Origin of the sequence: Pseudoalteromonas arabiensis (genome assembly GCF_001550155.1) — a bacterium.
Classification (GTDB): Bacteria; Pseudomonadota; Gammaproteobacteria; order Enterobacterales; family Alteromonadaceae; genus Pseudoalteromonas; species Pseudoalteromonas arabiensis.
This window is the reverse complement of record NZ_LRUF01000019.1, coordinates 282,829-301,195: the sequence shown is the minus strand read 5'-3', so window position 1 is coordinate 301,195 and position 18,367 is coordinate 282,829. Positions and strand designations below refer to the sequence as shown.

Annotated in this window: 23 protein-coding genes; 6 read left to right on the top strand and 17 right to left on the bottom strand. The window is 41.0% G+C overall.

The annotated features are described in order from the left end of the window. Nucleotides 1–4: 4 nt before the first annotated feature. The 8 genes from trmB to folB form a co-directional block, all read right to left on the bottom strand. Nucleotides 5–670 carry a tRNA (guanine(46)-N(7))-methyltransferase TrmB gene (gene trmB, locus PAARA_RS09210; RefSeq protein ID WP_062568738.1) on the bottom strand — a complete coding sequence of 222 codons (666 nt, stop codon included), beginning with the start codon at nucleotides 668–670 and terminating at the stop codon, nucleotides 5–7. Beyond that, nucleotides 670–1,437 carry an ABC transporter permease gene (locus PAARA_RS09205; protein ID WP_036970898.1) on the bottom strand — a complete coding sequence of 256 codons (768 nt, stop codon included), beginning with the start codon at nucleotides 1,435–1,437 and terminating at the stop codon, nucleotides 670–672. Before PAARA_RS09205 ends, trmB begins: the two co-directional genes overlap by 1 nt. Beyond that, nucleotides 1,437–2,366, bottom strand: coding sequence for an ABC transporter ATP-binding protein (locus PAARA_RS09200; RefSeq protein WP_062568737.1), 930 nt, complete (start codon nucleotides 2,364–2,366; stop codon nucleotides 1,437–1,439). Before PAARA_RS09200 ends, PAARA_RS09205 begins: the two co-directional genes overlap by 1 nt. Next, nucleotides 2,363–2,986, bottom strand: coding sequence for a flavin prenyltransferase UbiX (locus tag PAARA_RS09195; protein WP_062568736.1), 624 nt, complete (start codon nucleotides 2,984–2,986; stop codon nucleotides 2,363–2,365). Before PAARA_RS09195 ends, PAARA_RS09200 begins: the two co-directional genes overlap by 4 nt. A gap of 22 nt (nucleotides 2,987–3,008) precedes the next feature. After that, nucleotides 3,009–4,352: a UDP-N-acetylmuramate:L-alanyl-gamma-D-glutamyl-meso-diaminopimelate ligase gene (gene mpl / locus PAARA_RS09190; protein WP_062568735.1), complete on the bottom strand. Its 1,344-nt coding sequence runs from the start codon at nucleotides 4,350–4,352 to the stop codon at nucleotides 3,009–3,011. 161 nt (nucleotides 4,353–4,513) lie between these two features. Continuing rightward, nucleotides 4,514–5,314 (bottom strand): undecaprenyl-diphosphate phosphatase, encoded by an 801-nt coding sequence (locus tag PAARA_RS09185; protein WP_062568734.1) that lies wholly within the window; start codon nucleotides 5,312–5,314, stop codon nucleotides 4,514–4,516. Further along, entirely contained in the window at nucleotides 5,311–5,799 is a 489-nt protein-coding gene (gene folK / locus PAARA_RS09180) for a 2-amino-4-hydroxy-6-hydroxymethyldihydropteridine diphosphokinase (RefSeq protein WP_062568733.1), read from the bottom strand. Before folK ends, PAARA_RS09185 begins: the two co-directional genes overlap by 4 nt. 2 nt (nucleotides 5,800–5,801) lie before the next feature. Then, nucleotides 5,802–6,158: a dihydroneopterin aldolase gene (gene folB, locus PAARA_RS09175; RefSeq protein ID WP_062568732.1), complete on the bottom strand. Its 357-nt coding sequence runs from the start codon at nucleotides 6,156–6,158 to the stop codon at nucleotides 5,802–5,804. Between the two features lie 227 nt (nucleotides 6,159–6,385). Here folB and plsY point away from each other — a divergent pair, with 227 nt between their 5' ends. Continuing rightward, entirely contained in the window at nucleotides 6,386–6,988 is a 603-nt protein-coding gene (gene plsY, locus PAARA_RS09170) for a glycerol-3-phosphate 1-O-acyltransferase PlsY (RefSeq protein ID WP_062568731.1), read from the top strand. Between the two features lie 3 nt (nucleotides 6,989–6,991). Here plsY and tsaD read toward each other — a convergent pair whose 3' ends face one another. The 3 genes from tsaD to PAARA_RS09155 form a co-directional block, all read right to left on the bottom strand. Further along, complete coding sequence (gene tsaD / locus PAARA_RS09165) at nucleotides 6,992–8,005, bottom strand: tRNA (adenosine(37)-N6)-threonylcarbamoyltransferase complex transferase subunit TsaD (protein ID WP_062568730.1); 1,014 nt, start codon at nucleotides 8,003–8,005, stop codon at nucleotides 6,992–6,994. Nucleotides 8,006–8,067: 62 nt separating this feature from the next. Beyond that, nucleotides 8,068–8,658 carry a YjaG family protein gene (locus tag PAARA_RS09160; protein ID WP_062568729.1) on the bottom strand — a complete coding sequence of 197 codons (591 nt, stop codon included), beginning with the start codon at nucleotides 8,656–8,658 and terminating at the stop codon, nucleotides 8,068–8,070. Beyond that, a complete protein-coding gene (locus tag PAARA_RS09155) occupies nucleotides 8,642–9,007 on the bottom strand; it encodes a putative signal transducing protein (RefSeq protein ID WP_062568728.1) in 366 nt (121 codons plus the stop codon). The genes PAARA_RS09160 and PAARA_RS09155 overlap by 17 nt, the downstream gene beginning before the upstream one ends. Nucleotides 9,008–9,093: 86 nt before the next feature. Between PAARA_RS09155 and PAARA_RS09150 the strand changes: the two genes are divergently transcribed. The 4 genes from PAARA_RS09150 (at nucleotide 9,094) to PAARA_RS09135 (ending at nucleotide 12,843) form a co-directional block, all read left to right on the top strand. Further along, the gene (locus tag PAARA_RS09150; protein ID WP_062568727.1) at nucleotides 9,094–9,501 is read left to right on the top strand and encodes a DUF2721 domain-containing protein; all 408 of its coding nucleotides are present in this window, start codon (nucleotides 9,094–9,096) and stop codon (nucleotides 9,499–9,501) included. Nucleotides 9,502–9,553: 52 nt separating this feature from the next. After that, entirely contained in the window at nucleotides 9,554–11,080 is a 1,527-nt protein-coding gene (locus PAARA_RS09145; RefSeq protein ID WP_062568726.1) for a DUF3369 domain-containing protein, read from the top strand. Between the two features lie 119 nt (nucleotides 11,081–11,199). Then, nucleotides 11,200–12,087 carry a LysR family transcriptional regulator gene (locus PAARA_RS09140; RefSeq protein ID WP_062568725.1) on the top strand — a complete coding sequence of 296 codons (888 nt, stop codon included), beginning with the start codon at nucleotides 11,200–11,202 and terminating at the stop codon, nucleotides 12,085–12,087. Nucleotides 12,088–12,222: 135 nt separating this feature from the next. Beyond that, the gene (locus PAARA_RS09135; protein ID WP_062568724.1) at nucleotides 12,223–12,843 is read left to right on the top strand and encodes a 2OG-Fe(II) oxygenase; all 621 of its coding nucleotides are present in this window, start codon (nucleotides 12,223–12,225) and stop codon (nucleotides 12,841–12,843) included. 7 nt (nucleotides 12,844–12,850) lie between these two features. Here the strand turns inward: PAARA_RS09135 and ubiA are convergent, their stop codons facing one another. Beyond that, nucleotides 12,851–13,729: a 4-hydroxybenzoate octaprenyltransferase gene (gene ubiA, locus PAARA_RS09130; RefSeq protein ID WP_062568723.1), complete on the bottom strand. Its 879-nt coding sequence runs from the start codon at nucleotides 13,727–13,729 to the stop codon at nucleotides 12,851–12,853. Continuing rightward, nucleotides 13,726–14,271 (bottom strand): chorismate--pyruvate lyase family protein, encoded by a 546-nt coding sequence (locus PAARA_RS09125; protein WP_062568722.1) that lies wholly within the window; start codon nucleotides 14,269–14,271, stop codon nucleotides 13,726–13,728. Before PAARA_RS09125 ends, ubiA begins: the two co-directional genes overlap by 4 nt. 165 nt (nucleotides 14,272–14,436) lie before the next feature. Between PAARA_RS09125 and PAARA_RS09120 the strand changes: the two genes are divergently transcribed. Continuing rightward, the gene (locus tag PAARA_RS09120) at nucleotides 14,437–14,844 is read left to right on the top strand and encodes a flagellar basal body-associated protein FliL (protein ID WP_062568721.1); all 408 of its coding nucleotides are present in this window, start codon (nucleotides 14,437–14,439) and stop codon (nucleotides 14,842–14,844) included. Between the two features lie 37 nt (nucleotides 14,845–14,881). Here PAARA_RS09120 and glpG read toward each other — a convergent pair whose 3' ends face one another. Genes glpG through PAARA_RS09100 form a run of 4 tightly spaced genes read right to left on the bottom strand, consistent with a single transcriptional unit; the run spans nucleotide 14,882 to nucleotide 18,344 of the window. Further along, nucleotides 14,882–15,697, bottom strand: a complete 816-nt coding sequence (gene glpG, locus PAARA_RS09115; RefSeq protein WP_062568720.1) for a rhomboid family intramembrane serine protease GlpG — start codon at nucleotides 15,695–15,697, stop codon at nucleotides 14,882–14,884. Beyond that, nucleotides 15,694–16,011: a thiosulfate sulfurtransferase GlpE gene (glpE, locus tag PAARA_RS09110; RefSeq protein ID WP_062568719.1), complete on the bottom strand. Its 318-nt coding sequence runs from the start codon at nucleotides 16,009–16,011 to the stop codon at nucleotides 15,694–15,696. The genes glpG and glpE overlap by 4 nt, the downstream gene beginning before the upstream one ends. A gap of 55 nt (nucleotides 16,012–16,066) precedes the next feature. Then, nucleotides 16,067–17,092 (bottom strand): L-threonine 3-dehydrogenase, encoded by a 1,026-nt coding sequence (gene tdh / locus PAARA_RS09105; RefSeq protein ID WP_062568718.1) that lies wholly within the window; start codon nucleotides 17,090–17,092, stop codon nucleotides 16,067–16,069. A gap of 55 nt (nucleotides 17,093–17,147) precedes the next feature. After that, nucleotides 17,148–18,344 carry a glycine C-acetyltransferase gene (locus tag PAARA_RS09100; protein ID WP_062568717.1) on the bottom strand — a complete coding sequence of 399 codons (1,197 nt, stop codon included), beginning with the start codon at nucleotides 18,342–18,344 and terminating at the stop codon, nucleotides 17,148–17,150. Nucleotides 18,345–18,367: the final 23 nt, after the last annotated feature.

Genomic DNA, 18,367 nt, shown 5'->3' with positions numbered 1-18,367 from the left:
CGTGTTATAGGTTTATTACTAAGCGATGACTCTGTTGGCCACTGGCCCAATATTTACGCTCAAATGGTGTAATAGCGGTATCGCTTTCATACAACTCAACATCGCACTTATGCCCTGCAAGCTCAAGCGAGCGAGCAAATTCCTTCACGTAAATGTCCCAGTTGCTTCTAAGCTCTAAACGCCCACCTAATTTAATAATAAATGGGAATATAGCAGCACCGTGCCAGCGCCTTTGTAGGTGTTTGGCTTTTGGCCAAGGGTTTGGATACAACAAGTAATGGTGCGTGGGCTGCCAGTTAGCAGCCACCGCTAAACGCCAAAAATCGTTTAAATCAGCTTGCACTAAAATGTACTGTCCTGCATCGGTTTGCTTGTACTCAATGTCATGCTTATCCAAGCGATGAGATGATTTATCTATACCAATCACTAACGCATCTGGGTGACGCTTTGCTAAGTTAGCGGTACTTTCCCCTACACCACAGCATGAATCAAGAATGAGTGGCCCAGCAAACGTCTGCACCTTTTCGTTTACCTGATCAAAAGCCGCTTGCGTATGCTCTGCAATCGGCTTCTTAAATTCGGCACTTAGGTGTTTTAAAACAATTTCATCCAGCTTTTCATGTAAGCTAGGTTGATTCGATACAATACTTCTCGAATTTGCATCCGTCATTAGTGTCTAAGCCCCACACCACGTTTGATTAGGGTTAATGCTAACGTAAATAAACCCACAATAAATAAACCAAGTACACCAAATGCCACCGATAAGTCGACATCAGACACACCTAAGAAACCATACCGAAATGCATTTACCATATAAATAATTGGGTTTACTTGCGATACGCCTTGCCAAAATTCTGGCAATAAAGTGATAGAGTAAAACACCCCACCAAGATAAGTCAGCGGCGTTAAAATGAAGGTTGGGATAATACTAATATCATCAAAGCTATTAGCATAAATTGCGTTAATAAGTCCGCCTAACGCAAACACAGCCGAGGTTAGTATAACCGTTGCCATAATCACAAAAATATTGTGAATTTGAATATCAACAAACAACAAAGATACACAGGTAACAATCAAACCAACTAACATACCACGCGTCATACCACCGCCCATGTAGCCAAGTACAATAATGTAATTTGGCACTGGCGCAACTAATAGCTCTTCTATGCTTTTTTGGAATTTAGTTGAATAGAAGCTTGAGGCCACATTCGAGTAAGAGTTGGTGATCACCGACATCATAATCAGGCCTGGTACAATAAACTCCATATAACTAAAGCCGCCCATATCACCGATACGAGAACCAATCAGGTTACCAAAAATCACAAAATACAGGCTCATCGTGATTGCAGGCGGTACTAAGGTTTGCACCCAAATACGTAAAAAGCGAATACACTCTTTGATCCAAATACTTTTTAGCGCTACACCATATTTAAACATTATTCGCCTCGCCCCTGTTCTAATAATCCAACAAACAGCTCTTCTAAACGGTTTGCTTTATTTCGCATACTAAGCACTGTGTTACCTTGCTCGGTTAGCGCACTAAATACGTGATTTAAGCCCTGAGACTTTGCCACTTCAACTTCTAAAGTATGGTCATCAGTCTGTGTGTAGTTGTAGCCTTCAATGCTAATTGGCTGCACAGGCTGCTTTAAATCAAGTACAAAGGTTTCTTTATCAAGCTTGGCAAGTAACGCTTTAATAGTGGTGTTTTCAACAATCACGCCGCTGTCGATAATCGCGATGTTTTTACATAGCAGCTCTGCTTCTTCGAGGTAGTGCGTGGTCAAGATAATGGTGACACCTTGTTTATTTATCTCACGAAGAAAATCCCACATAGAGCGGCGTAGCTCAATATCCACACCTGCAGTTGGCTCATCTAAAATAAGTAATTTAGGTTCATGCATCAGCGCACGAGCAATCATTAAACGGCGTTTCATACCACCTGAAAGGGTGCGCGCTTGCTTATCTTTTTTCTCAAATAAACCGAGCTGCTTTAAATACTTTTCAGCACGTTCATGCGCCAGCTTTCTGGGTACACCATAATAACCCGCTTGGTTAACCAAAATTTGGCTAAGCGTTTCAAACTGACTGAAATTAAATTCTTGCGGCACTAAACCAAGTTCAGATTTAGCGGCTTCAAGGTGAGTATCAATGTCGTGACCAAATACCTCTACGCGACCAGCGCTTTTGTTCACTAACGATGAGATAACACCAATGGTGGTTGATTTACCAGCCCCATTTGGGCCAAGCAAAGCAAAGAAGTCGCCTTGCTGAACTTGTAAATCAATGCCTTTTACAGCTTCAACACCATTTTTATAAACCTTTTTCAGGCCTTCAATATTTAATGCGATCGTTTTTTCGCTCACTGTTTGCCCTCTCCATAACCCCAACGTTTCGTCAAAGTATGTTCAATGTTTAAATGATCTAAAATTCGCGCCACCATAAAATCAACCAGATCTGAAATCTGCTCAGGCTGGTGATAAAACCCAGGTGCCGCAGGCATAATGGTTACGCCAAGCTTTGCTAGTTTCAGCATGTTTTCAAGATGAATCTCGCTAAATGGCGTTTCACGCGGGACTAAAATCAGCTGCCCACGTTCTTTTATAACCACGTCAGCGGCGCGCTCAAGTAAGTTATCTGATGCCCCAACTGCAATGGCAGACACTGAGCCTGCACTACATGGGCAAACCACCATTTTCTTCGGCGCAGCTGAGCCAGAGGCAACAGGACTAAACCAGTTATCTTTACCAAATACTTTTAGTTGTTCTGGCGCGGCATTAAAGAGTGTACTGAGCTGTTCAGTTGCTTTATCTTCGTTGCCCGACAGTTTTATATTCGATTCAGTATCAAGCACCACTCTTGCCGCACTTGAGATCAGTACATACACCTGAAACTGCTGCTCAAGTAATACCTCTAGTAACCGTAAGCCATAAGGGGCACCTGAGGCACCGCTAAAAGCTAAGGTTATTTTATCTTTAAATTGCATACAGTTATGCTCCGTATACTGGTTAGTTTTGTTCAAGTGTGCTGATTAAACGCTGATGAATACCTTCAAAGCCACCATTACTCATTATTAAAATATGTTGTGACGGCGCACTTCCTTCAGCAACTGCGGCAATGATTTCCTCAGTGCTTGGCATACAATGCATACCTGCTTTATCTGCGTATTCTTTTAATGACCAGCTTAAGTTTTCAGGTTCAAATAAATACACGTCATCGGCAGCTCTTAGAGAATCAATCAAGGTTTGTTGATGCACACCCATTTTCATGGTGTTTGAACGCGGCTCTAAAATGGCAATAATCTTCTCATCGCCCACTTTTGCACGTAAACCTGCAAGAGTTGTTTTAATTGCCGTTGGGTGATGTGCAAAATCGTCATACACTTTAATACCATTCACATCGGCTTTTAGCTCCATGCGGCGCTTAGGAGAAATAAACTCTGCTAAACCAGCAATGCTCACTGACACAGCAATCCCTACATGACGAGCGGCTGCAATGGCCATAATAGCATTTTTAACATTGTGCTCGCCCATCGCTTGCCATGACACAACGCCCTGCACTTCCCCAGCTAATAACACTTCAAATTCACTGCCATCAGCTTTAAGTAAACGGTAATCCCAGTCACCCGACAGTGTTTCGCTCTCGCTCCAAAGACCTCTTTCAATCACCTCTTGTAGTGCTTCATCTTGGCTTGGCCAAATGACTTTGCCACTACAAGGTAGTGTACGCATCAGGTGGTGAAATTGTTTCTTTATTGCATTTAAATCTTCAAAAATATCCGCATGATCAAATTCAAGATTATTTAGAATCAAAGTGCGTGGTAAGTAATGTACAAACTTACTGCGTTTATCAAAAAAAGCGGTATCGTATTCGTCGGCTTCAATTACAAAAAATGGGGTTTCGCCAACACGTGCAGACACGCCAAAATTTTGCACTATGCCACCAATTAAAAACCCAGGTTTCATACTGGCATACTCTAATAACCATGCCAGCATACTCGCTGTAGTTGTTTTGCCATGCGTACCCGCAACAGCTAAAACCCACGAATTCTGCAATAAATTATGTTTTAACCATTCTGGGCCTGAGGTATAAGGCAAGCCTTTATCAAGCACATATTCAACACAGGGATTGCCACGGCTCATGGCATTACCAATCACCACCATATCAGGGGTTGGCTCAAGTTGTGCAACGTCATAACCTTGAGTTAGAGTGATACCCAGCTCTTCTAATTGTGTGCTCATCGGCGGGTACACATTTTGATCAGAGCCTGTCACTGTATGACCTAACGATTTAGCGATTGCGGCGATACCACCCATAAAGGTGCCACAAATTCCAAGAATATGAATATGCATCTACTGTCCTGAGCAAAATGAATGATAGATAAAATAAGCCGTTATAATGCCAAATATAAGCTTTACTTACCATTACTACACGGCAATAGACTTTTGCCAAATAACCAACATAAAAAAACACCTCAATTTGAGGTGCTTTTCTAATCAAGCTGAATCTCTACTTACAGCATTAAAAATGCAAACAAACCGACACCAAGTAGTAAACGATAGATAACAAATGGCATCATCCCCATACGCTCAATCACTTTTAAGAAAAAGAAAATACAGGCATACGCAGATATAAAAGATAAGCCAGCACCAAGCATCAAGGTATTCCACTCAACGATATGATCGCCTAAAGCCAACTCTATTGTGTAATATAGTCCCATCATTAAAATAACAGGAATGGCCAATAAAAATGAGAAGCGCGCGGCACTTTGCTTATTCATACCCAGCATTAAACCTGCGGTCATAGTAATACCTGACCGTGATGTGCCTGGGATCATAGCCATCGCCTGTGCCATGCCGATCATCAGTGCAGATTTCCAGTTCAGTTGGTAAATCGTTTTGGTTTGCTTACCTTTTGCATCGGCATACCAAAGTAATAAGCCAAATAAAATAGTCGTTACCGCGATCACCCATGCACTACGTAGGTAAAGCTCTATTAAATCTTTAAAAATAAGCCCAAGAATAGCGGCAGGTATCGTGCCTACTATGATCCACCAGCCTAGCTTACTATCATCGGTTGCACCTTGTGAGCCAAACGATTTAAACCAAGCACCAAGAATATCGACCACTTCTTTTCTAAAGTACAAAACAACTGCACCTAAGGTTCCAACGTGAACAGCCACATCAAATGCTAAACCTTGGTCTTGCCACCCGAGAATCTGCGACGGAAGAATTAAATGCGCTGAGCTAGAAATAGGTAAAAACTCAGTCAGTCCTTGAATTAAAGCTAAAACAATTATCTCAATAATACTCATGGGTTAGTAAACTCCACCTTCCATAGTTTTTGTTGCGGGTTATCATAATTATCCCATAGCTGAGACAGGGTTAGCTTCGCTACGGGGTGAAAAAAATCGGGAGCTATTTCTGCTAAAGGCTGAAGCACAAAAGCATTTTTTGTAATTTCATCTCGCGGTAATTGTGCAGGATAATCGCATATAACATCATCATAAAAAAGTAAGTCTAAATCGAGTGTACGCGGGCTAAACTTTTTATCTGCACGGGTACGACCATTATCAAGCTCAATTTGTTTCAATAATTTGCACAACTTCTCAAGAGGCATATCCGTTTTGGCCGCAACCACTGAATTATAAAAATTACTCCCTGCAAAACCAACCGCTTCACTCTCATAAACTGATGAGTGTACAAAATCGGGGAAGTAAGGTTTCAAGGCTATGAGCGCTTGGCGAAGATAATGCTCTTTATTGACATTAGAACCTAGACTAATAAATATTTGCGCCATTATTAGCTCACCTTACGGCGGGTGATCTCAACGCCCACCGTTTGCGCTTGTGGCACAGCGGCTGGTTTACTGACACGAATAGTCACTTGGTTGGTGGCAAATTCAGTAAGAATAAGTGCAGCTAATTGCTCAACTAAGGTTTCAAGCAACTCAACAGGCTTCGCCGTTGTATGTTCAATGACACGCTCACTCACTTTTGCATAATCAAGCGCAAGGTTTATATCATCGGTTGCTGCAGCGGCTGAGATATCACAAAGCATTTCAATGTCAAAATATAAGCTTTGTTTACTTTCTTTTTCAAAATCATATACACCGATGATGGTGTCTACGTGCAGTTGTGATATATATACCTTGTCCATTAAGACTCCAAATGACATAAATATGTAAGGTAAAACAACCTTATGCGCCTATTGATCTTAATAATACGCTTTATAAGCTGTCATAATGTTTTAATATATTGAAATTACCCCTACAATGACGGATAGATTGTTAGTATTTTTTTGTAACAATCTAATCGAAAAATAGCGGCAGACGGTTTTGCCGCCAATGATAGCCCAAAAGTGCCGATTAAAAAATAAGGAAGCGCGTGTTAGCAGTTTTAATGTTAGTTTTAGCCTATTTACTAGGATCGGTTTCGTCCGCTATCCTTGTTTCTCGGCTATTTAGGCTACCAGACCCACGCAGTCATGGATCGAATAACCCTGGAGCGACCAACGTTTACCGCCTCGGTGGAAAGTTACCCGCTGCATTAGTGCTTGTGTTTGACATATTGAAAGGAACGATCCCAGTTTGGGGCGCTTACTTTTTAAACATAGAGCCTCTGATGCTCGGTCTCATCGGTGTTGCAGCATGCCTAGGTCACATGTATCCATTATTTTTTGGCTTTAAAGGCGGAAAAGCCGTTGCCACTGCTTTTGGTACCTTGCTTCCTATAGGCTTATCTTTAGGTGGGATGCTAATCACAACTTGGCTACTAATTATTGCAATTACACGTTATTCATCACTCGCGGCATTAGTGACCGTCTCTCTTGCGCCTCTTTACACATGGTGGATAAAGCCACTTTATACATTACCAGTCACATTTTTAACGGTATTAATTATTTTTCGCCACAGAGCGAACATGACACGTTTGATGTGTGGTGATGAGCCAAAAGTTGGGGCTAAGAAAAAAGCCCCAGAAAATGAATAAGCCTTATAACGGCTCAAGTGAATCGATTGGCCAGCGCGGCTTAGTTTTCATATCAAGGCTTGCAAATTGCCCTGCTTTTAAGCGCTGCATACCGGCATAAGCGATCATTGCGCCATTATCTGTACAAAACTCTGTGCGCGGGTAATACACGCGCCCTTTCATACCTTGCATTACACGTTCTAGCTGCGAACGTAGTTGAACATTGGCACTTACACCACCTGCAATCACTAAACGCTTAATGCCTGTTTGCTTTAATGCACGTTTACATTTAATAATAAGTGTATCAATAACGGCTGTTTGGAATGCATGTGCGATGTCAGCTTTAGTTTGCTCATCATCATCGTTATCACGAATCGCTATTGATGCTGCGGTTTTCAAACCACTAAAGCTAAAGTCTAAACCTGGTTTATCTGTCATCGGGCGTGGGAATACAAATCGCTCTGGTGTACCTTGCTCCGCAAGTTTTGCTAGACGAGGGCCGCCAGGGTAATCAAGACCTAATAATTTAGCGGTTTTGTCAAACGCTTCACCCGCCGCATCATCCACCGACTCACCTAATACTTCGTACTCACCAATACCTGACACTTTAACCATCATAGTATGACCGCCCGAGACAAGCAGCGCAATAAACGGAAATTCAGGCTGCTCTTCTTCAAGCATAGGGGCAAGTAAATGACCCTCCATATGGTGAACAGCCACAGCGGGGATGTTCCAGCCATAGGCTAGTGAACGGCCAATCGAGGTGCCCACAAGTAAAGCCCCCACAAGGCCTGGGCCTGCCGTATAAGCAATGCCATCTAAATCTTCTGGGCCGCAACCCGCTTGTGCAAACGCCGCATCAATTAACGGTAAGGTTTTGCGTACATGGTCTCGTGATGCAAGTTCTGGCACTACACCGCCATAGTCTGCATGCACTTTGACTTGGCTGTATAGTTGATGTGCTAATAAGCCTTGTTCATCATCGTAAATGGCAATACCTGTTTCATCACATGATGATTCAATACCTAAAATTCGCATCAATTACTCCGCCAATAAAAAACAAACGCGCATTTTACAGCGAAAATACGCATTACTGAACATTAAATTGCAATACCAATATTGGTTTGGCCGTCAGATACTGCAAGCTGCTTAAGCTCTTTAACGTTTTCTGAGGTAATTCGGCCCATTTGCTCTACAAAATCAATAAGTTCAGCAAGAACATCAATTTCATATTGCATTAAAGGGTGCTCACGTACGGCCTTGTTATCAGCCAACTCACCATCGACGGTCAGTTGATACTCAATATAACGTGCGACTGAGGCCTGAGAAATTTTACTGATGTTTAGAAATTCTTGTTCATCTTTTGCCATTAAACCATGCAGCATTCCAAGCAATGCAGTTGCCGTATCAATCGCTGGGTATACGCCAAACATATCAAAATCATTTAATTCAGGTACATTAGGCTCAATTTTCTCAATTTGCTTCTCAAGACTAATTTTACTTTTGGGTAGTAAAATTTTCTCCCAACACACACTTAACGCACTACGAAACACGGATCCGTCACCAAACCCCGTGGCTTCGCTAAATAGGGCATAGTTAGGCAACATACGCTCAAGCAATGCGCCACCTAAAACCGCCTTTTGTAAATAGTTTAATTCTCTAATACGTTGAAAATTATTCGCTTTCGTCATTCTTTACAGTCCCACAAGACCAACATATTTCAAACGTTGACCCATTAAGCTCGCTACATGTTGGGCAAACCCAGTCAGGAGCAGATTGTTTCACTTGCTGGTAGTTTATCAATATTTCGCGCGCCTGGCGCTCTTTTATCGCATAAACTCGTACTTCGACTCCCGTTTGCTCAAATGGGATCTCGCCGAGAGCGCCTTGTAACATTTCGCCTTGCAGCTCACATTGAATTCCTGCGCTTTCTAACAGTCCTTTAATTATGTTAGCTTGCAAGGCGTTCTCAGCCCTAAAAATCCCCACCCAAGTAAATGAATCACCAGTATTATCTTGATTTAAATTATTTTTTTGCAAATTGATTCTCTTTTACTTTGCACGACTTTAAACCTAAGCTACTCTAGCTATTGACCTTTGTGCAACCCATATTTAAAGGCGGCTTAATGACACTTACAACCCCTGGACTACTCTTCCCTGCAATTTCTCTTTTGTTGCTAGCATATACGAATCGCTTTTTAGTACTTGCTCAGTTAATTCGTGAGCTTAACGCACGTGAAGGTGACAGCATTCGTCCTTTAGTTGTTGCACAAATCGAAAACCTTAGAAAGCGAATTAAATTAATTAGAGTGATGCAAGTATATGGTGTAGCTTCATTTTTTATGTGTACACTTTCTATGTTTGCTTTATTTATTGAGTTTAATACCACAGGCATTGTGCTATTTGGGATAAGCCTTGCTAGTCTCGCTTTATCGTTATTAACGTCCTTGTATGAAATCCACATTTCGTGCGATGCAATCGAAATCGAACTTCAGAATATCGAAAAAAAACCACTTTCAGATAAGGCAGAGTAAATTTCTGCTTCTATACTTATTGTTACGAGAAACAACAATAAGTGGTACGTGCGTGGATGACTTTTTGTTTTCTGATGAACCATTAGAAGAAAGTAATATACAAACTGAAGAGCCTGAATATTGGCACATTCTTGTTGTTGACGACGAAGAAGATATCCATCAGGTCACTAAGCTTGTGCTTGCAGGTTTCACCTTTGAAGGGAAAGGATTGCGCTTTTACGATGCCTATTCGGCAGCCGAAGCCAAAGAGTTTTTAAAAAAGGACATCCCCTTCTCAGTGGCTTTGGTTGATGTTGTTATGGAAACCAATCATGCAGGGCTTGATTTAATTCAATATATACGTGATGACATCGATAATCACGATATTCGCCTAATATTAAGAACAGGACAACCTGGTGAAGCACCTGAGGAATCTATTATTCGTGATTACGACATAAACGACTATAAGAACAAAACAGAGCTCACTGCAATAAAAATCAAAACATTACTTTATTCTGCCCTGAGAGCGCATCGCGACATTCAGATCATTGACCGTCATAAACATGGTCTTGAGCAAATAATTAATGCTTCGGCAAACTTTTTAAAATGCGAGAGTGTTCGTGAGTTTGCATCAACAATTTTAAGTCATGTCACCAACGTGATGGGTATAAATGATGCCCAAATATACTGCGCTGCCGCCGTCAACTTGCAATCATCCCCCGCCACTGACTTCCAATTGCTCGCCGCATCTGGCGTGGGTCCAACGCCAAAACAAAGCACAATTCCTGATGAAGTAAAAAGCTTATTTATAGATGCCCATGATCGTAAGTCTTCATTAAAAACAAGTACTGACTATATAGGGTATTTTCCAACTAAAGCTGGCCTTGAAACCATGCTATACGTGCACAAAGGCACAAAGCTTCAGCCAACAGATCATCAGCTTCTTGAGTTTTATGCAAACAATATAGCACTGGCTTATGACAACCTAAAACTACGCGAGATGGTAAAAGATTCACAAAAAGAGTTATCGTATATCTTGGGTGAAGCAGTTGAAAAACGCTCAAAAGAAACAGGCTCACACGTAAAGCGTGTCGCACTTTACAGTGAACTCTTAGCAAAACTCTCTCAGTTAGATCCATTTCAGTGTGAAATTATTAAACTTGCCTCCCCATTGCACGACATAGGAAAAATAAGCATTCCTGACAATATCCTAAATAAACCTGGCAAATTAGATGAGCAAGAATGGGAGATAATGAAAAGTCACGCTCAAATCGGCTATGAAATACTAAAAAATTCAAGTAATGAGATTTTAAATTGTGGTGCAACAATCTCTCATCAACATCATGAAAAGTGGGATGGTACAGGTTATCCTCAAGGTTTAGCAGGGAGTAATATTCATATTGTCGGCCGTATTACCGCTATTGCCGATGTATTCGATGCGCTATGCAGCGATCGCTGCTATAAAAAAGCGTGGTCATTAGAAGACGCATTAACATTAATAAAAGAACAACGCGGGAAACATTTTGATCCAACTTTAGTCGATATATTACTTGAAAATTTAACACTTTTCCTAGAGATTAAAGACCGATACCCTGATTAGTGTAACTTTTCGGTAAAACAACACTTTCCAAAATAGGTACTATAATTTACTATGCCATCGTAAAGTATAATTATTTTGCCTGGATGTAAGGGCTTACTTATAACAAGGGACTATTTAAAGTGAGATTTGAACAACTTGAACAATTCGTTGCACTAGGCGTGCTCAGGCATTTCCGCCAAGCTGCAGAAAAAACCCAAATTAGTACTTCAGCATTAACTCGCAGTATTCAAACACTCGAAGATGAAATCGGCTATGAGCTTGTCACCCGCTCTACACGTTCGGTTAAACTAACCAAAGAGGGTGAGCTTTTCCTAGAATACGCGCAACAAACGCTTAATAATTTAGAAGAAACGAAGAAACGTTTATTTGAATCATTAAATGGCTGCGTAAACGAAAAGCTTGTCATTGGTTACACGACTAAAGCGAGTACTGTTGTACCTGTTTCTTGTGGGCAATTTTTAGCTCAGTACCCACATGTCAAAATTGAAATGCAACTACAAGAGCAAGGCGAACTCATTCGTAAATTGCAACTGGGTGAAATAGACATAAGCGTGTGCTCGCAGGCAATGAATAGTATTGGCAGCGACATCCACTTACCAGACCAACTTATCTTATTTGTTTCAAAAGATCACCCGCTTGCTAATAAGAGCGATATTAGTAAACGTGATTTGGCTGACTACCCAATGTACAGTTGTTTTGCACAGTCGAAGCAAGTTCAGACGATGCTTACCGAAGCAGTTGACTCATTCAATAAATCATCAAGCATTAAAGTTGGTAGTATTGAACAAGTGATGGATGGCCTTAAAAAGTCAGATCATATTGCCATTGCAAGCATTGAGCATGCTAACAGTGTTTCTTCTGACCCTGAGCTACTTTTATTGAAAACGAATAAAGGGATCGCTCATGAACAATTAGTTATTCAAACGAATGAGCAGGTTAATGAAAACTCGCACATTAGTCATTTATTAGATTTAATTGAAAAGACAGCGTTATCTAGTCACAACTAACGCATACATTTAAGCTAGTCTTGCAAACAAAGGCTAGCTCCCTTCTTCACTTAATCATCAACATACTGCATAAAAAGCGTGCATGATTCTTTTTTTCAGATACACTTACGCACCTTTTTTTGATTGTGCACATGAATGACCGCGCAACTTATTTCAAACACTTATTTAGACGCAATAGAACAAACCGGTTATGCTATTGTTGAAAACGCAATTGATGAAAACTTACTAACTGATTTAATTGCAGATTGTTATCGTATAAATCCGCATTTTCATACTGCGGGGATTGGCCGTTTGAACGATCAACAAGTTGATAAAACCATCCGTAAAGATAAGACCTTTTGGTTTGATAGTTCAAGCCAAGCACAAATTACTTATCTTGCGACCATGGAAGCGATAAAGACACAGTTAAACCGCAGTTTTTTCTTAGGGCTGTTTGACTATGAATGTCATTATGCAAAATATCAACAAGGTGACTTTTATAAAAAACATTATGATGCCTTTAAGGGTCGTTCAAACCGTATTTTTACAACCGTCTGTTATTTAAATACACCCGATTCAGGTGGTGAACTGATCATATATAAGCCTAAAAGCAAAGATATTGAGGTCATTGTAAAACCACAAGCAGGCACACTTGTGATGTTTGAAAGCGAACGCTTCATGCACGAAGTATTACCAGCAGAAGATGTTCGCTACTCGATTGCAGGCTGGTTTAGAAAAAATGCCTCGATCAGCGGAATTATAGATCCGCCGAGATAATGCCCCGTTAAAATGGCAATGGCAAGGAAGCTATTAAGCCTATAAATATCACTAAACCCACATAGTGATTATTTAAAAAAGCTTTAAAACAAGGATCTCGCTCTCGATTATGAATCAGTTTTTGTTGATAAAGTAAAAAACCAACTCCAGCAGCTAATCCAAGCCAATAATACAGACCGAGTTGGTTACTAAGGCCTATATAAGCAAGAATCGCTATAAACAAGGCATTAAGTAAAAAGATAATGTGCCTATCATAACTCGCAAACAAAATAGCCGTTGATTTAACACCTATTTTCAAATCATCATCTCTATCAACCATGGCATACATGGTGTCATAAGCCACAGTCCAAACAAGGTTAGCAATAAATAAAAGCCATGCTTCTACAGGAACTGAACCAATCGAGGCCATATAAGCCATTGGGATAGCCCAACTAAATGCCGCCCCAAGCACGACTTGGGGTAACTGGGTATAACGCTTCATAAACGGATAGCAAAATGCCAAGGCTAGTGCGCCAAACGACAGCAATATCGTTGACCATCCGAGCATTAACACTAAGCCAAATGCCACTGTGATAAGCAGCACAAATAAACTCAGAGCCTCACCACTTGAAACTAACCCCGCAGCCAATGGGCGCTGTGCTGTGCGTTTTACTGAACCATCAATTTTACGGTCTGCGTAATCATTAATCACACAACCGGCACTGCGCATTACAAAGACCCCTAAGCTAAATACGACAAAATTTAGCAAACTCGGGGCGCCTTGATTGGCAAGCCAAAGTGCCCAATATGTTGGCCAAAGCAATAACAAAGTCCCTATTGGTTTATCGGTACGCATCAATTGCTTATAGTAAGGAATGTGTGCGACGTGTAATGCAGCTAATTTCATAAGTAAATATAGGCTCCAGGCAAGAAGACTTCAGCAACTAAAAAATGCGCACGAGCTAGCGAAAACACACTGCGTCTACCCCATAACATCTGCGGTTCTAAACCTAATTCATTTATAAGAGAACCTAGTTGGTGTTGCTCTGAAAATTCAGCCACTTCAATTTCGGTGCGTAAAAGACTGGGATCTTGGAAAATAACATCGCCTAAAGGTCTTGTACCCATACTTAACAATTGCTGCTTTTTTAGGGTATCATCTGCTGGCAGCCAACTTTGCGCATATACCATAGGCTTGTTATCACAAAGTAATAATACTTCGCGGTTTAATGCGTGACTTAAAGATGTATTTAATAGTGCTTGCTGCTCTGAGGTTAAGTCAAAAGGTGCTTCATTGAGCACGTGAACAGAAAACTGTTGGCAATGACTTTTGAGCTTAGCGGTCAATGAGCCCGCTTCAAGCAACCAGCTTTGTTGCTGCTGCGTTAAATGTGGATAGGCTGATGCCGATTGCCAATCAGCAACTAATGATATTGGGAATTTAGTCACAACAACTCAGTATTTTAAGAAACCGCGCAAATGATATCACTGCAAAACGTTTGGCAAAAGCCATCATTTAATCTCAATAACAGTTAAAATTCTTACAACAACCTGTATCTCTAGTAAGTTTGGGTATAGACTAAAAACCATTGAAAGGGTGGACTATTTTTAACTATGAAAAAATCGTTATTATCAATTTATTTGATATGCCTATTAGCAGTTAATGCAACAATTAGTTTTTCGGCACATGCCGAGTCAAAAGTCGGTTATTTTGGTTTTGAGCCAGACATAATTACCAATTATATTGGCCAAGGTAACAAAAAGCTTGGTTATGTACGTATTACGGTCGATCTTATGCTCAATGACATGTCAGATATCCGTGTCGTAGAACATCATACCCCTTTGCTGCGTGATGCGATTGTTGAAATTCTTTCTAAAGAGCCAGAAGAGAATATCAAGTCGCTTACCGGTCGAGAAGAAATTAGAAAACGCTGTACTGAAAAGTTAAAAACACTTTTAAAACAAGAGACTGGACAAGAAATAGTGCGTGAAGTGTTGTTCACTAAATACTTATATCACTAGCCATAACAAGTGACGGCAAACGCCGTCACAGATTACTTTAACGGCGCGAAAGTAACTTATCTGATACAGCATAAGCCATACCTGATAAAAGCCCCGCAAGATGCGCCCAGTTAGCCATATTGACAGGTAACATTTCAACAAAGCCTAAAATCAGCCAAACAAGCATAAAGCCAACAATACTCTTGCTGACTAAAGGCGGCTCTGTTGGCCTCATTACACTGTATATCCAACAAAAGCCTAGCAAACCGTAGACAACACCACTCAAGCCACCAAAATTAGGCCCAACCAATAAAAACTGAGCCCAGTTACTGATAAATGCGGTCACTAAAAATAAGCCGACTAAGGTTAACTTTCCACTGCGCTTTTCAATGTCATTACCTAGTGTCATCCACCAAATTAAATTAAAAATTAAATGGATAGCACTAAAATGCACGATTGCTGGTGTAAACCAACTAAGCGGTTGCGCAGGATTAAACTGTAGCATCCGATAAATGGTATCAAAACCACCGAGTAAAAAAGCCACAAAAATCGCTATTGATACTAACGTAACAGTGCGATTGAGCCAGCTTAATGCTTTAAAACGCGCTTTTAGGTTGAGCGACTGACCTTGATAAGAAAGTGATGACTGTGTGCTCCCCACTTGCCAAGAGGCTTGCAGATACTTTTCATCGTGTGGATTTGCCGCAAACTCTTGCCATAATGGCTGAGCTTGATGAAAATGCTCTGGAGCAACACAAATAATGACGGTTTTACCATCTTCAGAGCGAAGCTCACCCTGTAAGCCTTTGCTTTTAATATAGTCAATAAATCCCTGCGCCGCGCGAGGATTATTTATGCTGCCCAGTTCAATCATCGTTCAATATGCTCCGGAAGTTGTGTTTGCCAAGCTGTAAAGCCTCCATCCATGCTGTAAACATCTTCAAAGCCCTGCTCAACTAAGTAGCTCGCAGCACCTTGAGAACTTACACCATGATAGCAAACAATAATGATTGGCTGATCGAACTCTTTATTCATCATAAATTCGCTAATATTAGCATTTGATAAATGCTCAGAGCCAGGAATGTGCCCCGTTTTAAACGAGTTAGGATCACGAATATCGGCAATCACAACGTCTTCTTTATCTAAAAGCGCAAACGTGTCGCTTACTGAAATATGTTTGTATGACATAATACTCTCTAAACTAAAAAGGCGGCAATATGCCGCCTTATCACTATAAACGGCACTAATCCCAGTTAAGGATTACTTTACCAGATTGGCCTGAAATCATTGTATCAAAGCCCTCTTGGAAATCATCCACAGAGAACTGGTGAGTAATTATTGGTTTCAGATCAAGGCCTGATTGAATTAAGCTTGCCATTTTATACCAAGTTTCAAACATTTCACGGCCGTAAATACCTTTGATAATTAAGCCTTTGAAAATAACTTGGTTCCAATCAACCGCCATATCTGAAGGTGGAATACCTAGCATAGCGATTTTGCCACCGTGATTCATGTTATTAAGCATGCTGTTAAATGCAACTGGCACACCCGACATTTCAAGGCCAATATCAAAGCCTTCTGTCATGCCAAGCTCTTTCATTACATCTTCAAGCTTTTCAGTTGCCACATTTACAGCACGAGTAGCGCCCATTTTACGCGCTAAATCTAAGCGGTATTCATTTACGTCAGTGATAACCACATGACGTGCACCAACGTGTTTAGCAACCGCTGCTGCCATGATACCAATTGGGCCAGCTCCTGTGATTAATACGTCTTCACCAACTAAATCAAACGATAACGCTGTATGTACTGCATTACCGAATGGGTCAAAGATTGATGCTAACTCATCAGGAATGTTATCTGGAATTTTAAATGCGTTGAAAGCGGGGATCACAAGGTATTCAGCAAATGCACCTTCGCGATTAACACCAACACCTGTGGTGTTACGGCATAAATGTACACGGCCAGCACGACAGTTACGACAGTGACCACAGGTAATATGCCCTTCGCCCGATACACGGTCACCCACTTGGAAACCACGTACTTCTTGGCCCATATCAACCACTTCACCTACATATTCGTGGCCAACGACCATTGGCGTTGGGATTGTATTTTGTGCCCACTCATCCCATTTATAAATATGGACATCTGTTCCACAAATTGCTGTTTTGCGGATTTTAATAAGCAGATCGTTATGGCCAACTTCAGGCTTTGGCGCATCAGTCATCCAAATTCCTGGTTCTGCTTTTAATTTAGATAATGCTTTCATGATTCACACTCAATTAAACAAAACCGAAGCAAAGGCTTCGGTTTAGGAAATAAAATTAGATAACACCCATTTCTTTACCAATACGGGTAAAGGCCGCTATTGCGGTGTCTAATTGCTCTTTTGTATGCGCCGCAGAAATTTGCGTACGAATACGTGCTTGACCTTTAGGTACCACAGGGAATGAGAAACCCGTTACGTAAATACCCTCAGCAAGTAATTTGTCTGCCATGGCTGAGGCAACTTTAGCATCGCCTAACATTACAGGGATGATCGCATGATCTTTACCTGCACAGGTAAAGCCAGCCGCTTCCATTTGTTCACGGAAATATTTTGCATTGTCCCAAAGCTTAGCGCGTAATTCACCACCGTTGCTCAGCATTTCAAGTACTTTAATTGATGCTGTAACAATTGATGGCGCAAGTGAGTTTGAGAAAAGATACGGGCGCGAGCGTTGACGTAACCATTCAACGATTTCTTTCTTACCTGATGTGTAACCACCTGATGCGCCGCCCAGTGCTTTACCCAAGGTACCTGTGATGATATCAACACGGTCAAGTACACCACAATATTCAGGTGTGCCTTTACCATTTTCACCTACAAAACCAACCGCGTGAGAGTCATCCACCATCACTAAGGCATCATATTTATCAGCTAGGTCACACACCGCTTCAAGATTACAAATTACGCCGTCCATTGAGAAAACGCCGTCTGTTGCGATGAGTTTTGTTTTAGCACCTGCTTCGTCAGCTGCAATAAGTTGCTTTTCAAGGTCGCTCATGTCGTTATTGGCATAGCGGAAACGCTTAGCTTTACAAAGACGTACACCATCAATGATCGAAGCATGGTTTAAAGCGTCAGAGATAATTGCATCATCTGGGCCTAGGATAGTTTCGAATAAACCGGCGTTTGCATCAAAACATGATGAGTAAAGAATGGTATCTTCTGTTTCTAAAAACGCAGAAATCTTTTCTTCTAATGTTTTATGAATATCTTGCGTACCACAAATAAAACGGACTGATGCAACACCAAAACCGTGATCATCAAGACCTTGTTGCGCAGCTTTAATTAGCTCTGGGCTATTTGCTAGACCTAAGTAGTTATTTGCACAAAAGTTGATAACTTTATCACCCGATGCAACTTCAATTTGAGCCTGTTGTTGTGAGGTAATAACACGTTCGCTTTTGTATAGACCTTCAGCTTTTACTTCGTCTATTTGTTGCTGAAGCTGATTAAAAAACGCAGATGCTCTCATCTGAAATCTCCAAATAATCTTTT

Excerpts from the sequence above, each read along its gene's own strand:
- trmB (WP_062568738.1), bottom strand. The coding sequence starts at position 670 with ATGACGGATGCAAATTCGAGAAGTATTGTATCGAATCAACCTAGCTTA.
- PAARA_RS09205 (WP_036970898.1), bottom strand. The coding sequence starts at position 1,437 with ATGTTTAAATATGGTGTAGCGCTAAAAAGTATTTGGATCAAAGAGTGT.
- PAARA_RS09195 (WP_062568736.1), bottom strand. The coding sequence starts at position 2,986 with ATGCAATTTAAAGATAAAATAACCTTAGCTTTTAGCGGTGCCTCAGGT.
- mpl (WP_062568735.1), bottom strand. The coding sequence starts at position 4,352 with ATGCATATTCATATTCTTGGAATTTGTGGCACCTTTATGGGTGGTATC.
- PAARA_RS09185 (WP_062568734.1), bottom strand. The coding sequence starts at position 5,314 with ATGAGTATTATTGAGATAATTGTTTTAGCTTTAATTCAAGGACTGACT.
- folK (WP_062568733.1), bottom strand. The coding sequence starts at position 5,799 with ATGGCGCAAATATTTATTAGTCTAGGTTCTAATGTCAATAAAGAGCAT.
- folB (WP_062568732.1), bottom strand. The coding sequence starts at position 6,158 with ATGGACAAGGTATATATATCACAACTGCACGTAGACACCATCATCGGT.
- tsaD (WP_062568730.1), bottom strand. The coding sequence starts at position 8,005 with ATGCGAATTTTAGGTATTGAATCATCATGTGATGAAACAGGTATTGCC.
- PAARA_RS09160 (WP_062568729.1), bottom strand. The coding sequence starts at position 8,658 with ATGACGAAAGCGAATAATTTTCAACGTATTAGAGAATTAAACTATTTA.
- PAARA_RS09150 (WP_062568727.1), top strand. The coding sequence starts at position 9,094 with ATGACACTTACAACCCCTGGACTACTCTTCCCTGCAATTTCTCTTTTG.
- PAARA_RS09135 (WP_062568724.1), top strand. The coding sequence starts at position 12,223 with ATGACCGCGCAACTTATTTCAAACACTTATTTAGACGCAATAGAACAA.
- ubiA (WP_062568723.1), bottom strand. The coding sequence starts at position 13,729 with ATGAAATTAGCTGCATTACACGTCGCACACATTCCTTACTATAAGCAA.
- PAARA_RS09120 (WP_062568721.1), top strand. The coding sequence starts at position 14,437 with ATGAAAAAATCGTTATTATCAATTTATTTGATATGCCTATTAGCAGTT.
- glpG (WP_062568720.1), bottom strand. The coding sequence starts at position 15,697 with ATGATTGAACTGGGCAGCATAAATAATCCTCGCGCGGCGCAGGGATTT.
- glpE (WP_062568719.1), bottom strand. The coding sequence starts at position 16,011 with ATGTCATACAAACATATTTCAGTAAGCGACACGTTTGCGCTTTTAGAT.
- tdh (WP_062568718.1), bottom strand. The coding sequence starts at position 17,092 with ATGAAAGCATTATCTAAATTAAAAGCAGAACCAGGAATTTGGATGACT.
- PAARA_RS09100 (WP_062568717.1), bottom strand. The coding sequence starts at position 18,344 with ATGAGAGCATCTGCGTTTTTTAATCAGCTTCAGCAACAAATAGACGAA.